This window comes from Phenylobacterium sp. (assembly GCF_036501465.1).
GTDB lineage: Bacteria > Pseudomonadota > Alphaproteobacteria > Caulobacterales > Caulobacteraceae > Phenylobacterium.
Genome location: NZ_DASYAF010000098.1, coordinates 1 through 3,914, shown reverse-complemented (window position 1 = coordinate 3,914; position 3,914 = coordinate 1). Strand labels below are relative to the sequence as shown.

The window sequence follows — 3,914 nt, the reverse complement described above, 5'->3', positions numbered from 1 at the left end:
GCCGCCCTCGAGCGGCGTTTCGCCCGCGGCGGTGCCTATCACCTGGGTGCCCCAGCCCTGGCCGTGGATATGGCCGCTTTCCAGGACGGAGCCGTCGGGGTTCAGCTCCTTGCGCGGCCCGTCGCCGAAGCCATCGTCGATGAAGCCGGTGACCGTCAGCCCGCCTTCGTAGGTGCGCTCGCCGATATTGCCGGAGCCTTCCAGGCGCAGGGTGCCGAAGCGGCGGCCATCGCTGTCGTGCTGGTCGGCGTAGTGGAAGATCCCGCGCGCGCCGTTCTCCTTCTTGGTGATGACGTTGGCGATCACCGTCTTGCCCTGCATGTCGATGCCGGGCGCGCCGCCGCGGATGATGTCGATGCGCGCCACATGGGTCGCCAGCATCCGCTGCAGGATGGAGTCGATGCCTTCGGTCTTCACGGCCGGGCGCTGGCCGTCGATCAGCACATTGCCCGCCGCGCCCTCGTAGCCACGGACGCTGGAGCCGGTGTCGAGGGCGAAGCCGGGCAGCTGGTTCACCATGTCCAGCGCGGTGTTCGGGTGGGCGAAGGCGAAGAAGTCCGACGCGTAGCTGATGACGCCGGTCTGGGCGACGGCGGGCGCCGGCGTCGCTGGAGTCGCAGGCGAAACCGGCGCCGCCGCAGCGGCGGCCTGCGCCAGGATGAACAGCAGCATCACTCACTCCCCAAGAACGGGGGCAACTGACCTGCGCCGGGGCCCGGAAGCCAATTAAATGGCCGTAAGGTGGATTAATTCGCGGACAGAATTGCGCGCAGATCATGCCCGGCGCAATTATTTACTCCGTAATATACGCAGGTTAGGTTGCATCTGGAGCGCGTCAGGCGACGGTTCCAGGCGTCAGACGGCGGTGCCGCCGACGGTGAGGCCGGTGATCTTCAGCGACGGCTGGCCCACGCCCACCGGCACGCTCTGGCCGGCCTTTCCGCACACGCCCACGCCGTTGTCGAAGCAGAAGTCGTCGCCGATCATCGTGACCTTCGTCAGGGCCGACGGGCCGTCGCCGATCAGGGTTGCGCCCTTCACCGGCGTGGTGACCTTGCCGTCCTCGATCAGATAGGCCTCGGTGCACTGGAAGACGAACTTGCCGTTGGTGATGTCCACCTGGCCGCCGCCGAAGTTGGCGCAATAGAGGCCGCGCTTGGTGGACGCGATCATCTCCTCCCGATTGGAGGTCCCGGCCATCATGCCGGTGTTGGTCATCCGGGGCATCGGCATGTGGGCGTAGGACTGCCTGCGCCCGTTGCCGGTGGCGCTGAGGCCCATCAGCCGCGCGCTCATCCGGTCGTGCATATAGCCCACCAGGATGCCGTCCTCGATCAGCACCGTGCGGCCGGTGGGCGTGCCCTCGTCGTCGACGGTGAGCGAGCCGCGGCGGCCCTGGATCGCCCCGTCGTCGAAGACCGTGACGCCGGGCGCGGCGACCCGCTCGCCGATCCGGCCCGAGAAGGCCGAGGTGCCCTTGCGGTTGAAGTCGCCCTCCAGGCCATGGCCCACCGCCTCGTGCAGCAGCACCCCGTTCCAGCCGGGGCCCAGCACCACGTCCATCTCGCCAGCCGGGCAGGGGATGGCGTCGAGGTTGACCAGCGCCTGGCGCAGCGCCTCCTCGGCCTGCTCGCGCCAGCGCTCCGGCGTGATCCAGGCCTCGAAGCCGGCGCGGCCGCCGGCCCCGGAATAGCCGCCCTCGCGCTTGCCGTCGCGCTCGACGGTGAGCTGGATGTTGATGCGGGCCAGCGGGCGCACGTCGCGAATCAGGCGGCCGTCGGCGCGCAGGATCTCCACCGCGCGGCGCTCGCCGGCCAGCGAGGCCATCACCTGCACGACCCTGGGATCGCGGGCGCGGCACCAGGCGTCGATCTCCTGCAGCAGGGCGACCTTGTCGGAGAAGTCGGGCGAGGCCAGCGGATTGTCGTCGCCGTAGAGCTTGGCGTTGGTGGCGCGCGGCGCCTCGGCCGCGACGCCCGAATAGCCGCGCTTGGCCAGCCGGGCGGAATCGGCGGCGCGGCCGATGGCGGCTTCGCTGATCTCGCTGGCGTGGGCGTAGCCGGCGGTCTCGCCCGCCACCACCCGCAGGCCGAAGCCTTCGGTCGAATCGTAGGCCGCCGACTTCAGCCGCCCGTCGTCGAACAGGAAGCTCTCGCTCTCGCTGCGCTCCACGAACAGTTCGCCGTCGTCGGCGCCCTTGAGGGCGTCGCCCAGGATGGCTTCGGCGCGTTTGGGGTCGACGCCGGCGGTTTCGAGGATGGAGGAAGCAGGCGAGATCGCGTTCATGGCGCCAACATAGGAAGGCCCGGCGCGCGCGTCACCCTCCGGGGGCCGCGGCGGCCTAGCCCGCGTGCGGGTGGCGGCGGCCACGCAGGGGGTCGTGGCCCCAGTTCATCAGGCTCCAGCGCCAGCGGGTGTCCTTCACCTCGCCGTGCGGGCGTTGCGCCAGGTGGCGGCGGCAATAGCCGATGACCTTCTTCATGTGGGCGTAGTCGGCGTCGGTGAGGTCGGCCACAGGCGTGGCCTTGATCGCCAGGATCTTCTTCGCCGACTGGCGGCCGACCGATTCCCTCTCGCCGCGCCGGACCATGCCCACCTTGTGGCTTTCCGGGGTCTTCAGCCAGGCCTTGAGTTCGGCCGGCTCCAGGTTGGTCAGCGCCTCGAATTCCCGGCGGATGGCGGCTTCCTGGTCGGGGCTCAAATGCATGTCGGTTCCGGGAACATGAGTCGTCGAAACCCCTGCCCGCGAAAGCTGTTCCGGCCGGCGGTCCGGCGCTCTCCGGGCCCTTGTGCAGACGATGCGGTCATGGGCGCCGGCTTGCGCCTTGGCAAGCCCCAACGATGCGCGTATGCACCCCCTTGAGCAGGCCAGGGCGGGCGCGAGAGCGTCAGCGTGCGCCGTTCTGTACAGTCGCACGGATCGACAGGTTCGACGCGACGGTCGGGCCAACCAGACCGAGGGGACATGAAGTCTAGGTTTCAGGGGATGCGGGCGCTGGCGGCGGGGATCGCGACAGGCGCCCTGACGGCGCTCTGGGGCGCGGCGGCCATGGCCGAGGAGGTGATCGGCCAGCCCATCGACAAGGCGATCGGAATGACCGCCGGCGTCACGCCGCTCAAGAAGGACGCGATCTTCTTCCACAACGCGATTCTGATGCCGATCATCACGGCCATCACCCTGTTCGTGGCGGTGCTGCTGCTGATCTGCATCTTCCGCTTCAACAAGCGCGCGAACCCGACGCCGGCGAAGTGGAGCCACAACACCCCGCTGGAGGTGATCTGGACCCTGATCCCGGTGCTGATCCTGGTGGTGATCGCGGTCTTCTCGTTCCGCCTGCTGTTCGAATATCACGACATGCCCAAGCCCTACATGACCGTGAAGGCCACGGGCTATCAGTGGTACTGGGGCTACGAATATCCCGACCAGAAGATGCCGGAGTTCATCTCCAACATCCTGCCAGAGGACAAGGCCAAGGCGGCCGGCGTGCCCTTCAGGCTGGCGACCACCGCGCCCGTGGTGGTGCCGGTCAATCAGACGGTCCAGGTGCTCACCACCGGCGCCGACGTGATCCACGCCTGGGCCGTGCCGGCCTTCGGGGTGATCATGGACGCCATCCCGGGCAAGGTGAACTCCACCTGGTTCAAGGCCGACCGCATCGGCACCTACTACGGCTCCTGCCGCGAGCTGTGCGGCATGGACCACTCCTTCATGCCGATCGAGGTGAAGGTGGTGAGCCAGGCCGACTTCGACGCCTGGGTGATTTCGAAGAAGGGAACCCCGATCGGCTCGGCCCCGCCGCCGGCCGCCGCGGCCCCCGCCGCATCCGCCGCGACGCCGGCGGGTCAGACCGCGCCGGGCGCCGCTGCGCCCGTGGCGCCCTCGACCACCCCTCCCGTTCCTGCGCCCGCCGCCG

3 protein-coding genes and 1 pseudogene are annotated in these 3,914 nt (G+C 69.2%); 1 reads left to right on the top strand and 3 read right to left on the bottom strand.

What is annotated here, in order from left to right; translation table 11 throughout:
* The 3 genes and pseudogenes from VGL85_RS10710 to VGL85_RS10700 form a co-directional block, all read right to left on the bottom strand.
* Window positions 1–672: pseudogene (locus VGL85_RS10710) on the bottom strand (TonB-dependent receptor); the annotation flags it as partial.
* Window positions 673–855: 183 nt separating this feature from the next.
* Window positions 856–2,286 carry a metalloprotease TldD gene (gene tldD, locus VGL85_RS10705; RefSeq protein ID WP_331588914.1) on the bottom strand — a complete coding sequence of 477 codons (1,431 nt, stop codon included), beginning with the start codon at window positions 2,284–2,286 and terminating at the stop codon, window positions 856–858.
* A gap of 55 nt (window positions 2,287–2,341) precedes the next feature.
* Window positions 2,342–2,707 (bottom strand): DUF3140 domain-containing protein, encoded by a 366-nt coding sequence (locus VGL85_RS10700; RefSeq protein WP_331588912.1) that lies wholly within the window; start codon window positions 2,705–2,707, stop codon window positions 2,342–2,344.
* Between the two features lie 258 nt (window positions 2,708–2,965).
* On the opposite strand from VGL85_RS10700, the gene coxB reads away from it, so the two are divergent.
* On the top strand, window positions 2,966–3,914 hold a 949-nt coding region (gene coxB, locus VGL85_RS10695; protein ID WP_331588910.1), incomplete at its 3' end, for a cytochrome c oxidase subunit II.

Bases quoted from the DNA above. Each gene is read 5' to 3' on its own strand.
- tldD (WP_331588914.1), bottom strand. From the start codon at position 2,286: ATGAACGCGATCTCGCCTGCTTCCTCCATCCTCGAAACCGCCGGCGTC.
- VGL85_RS10700 (WP_331588912.1), bottom strand. From the start codon at position 2,707: ATGCATTTGAGCCCCGACCAGGAAGCCGCCATCCGCCGGGAATTCGAG.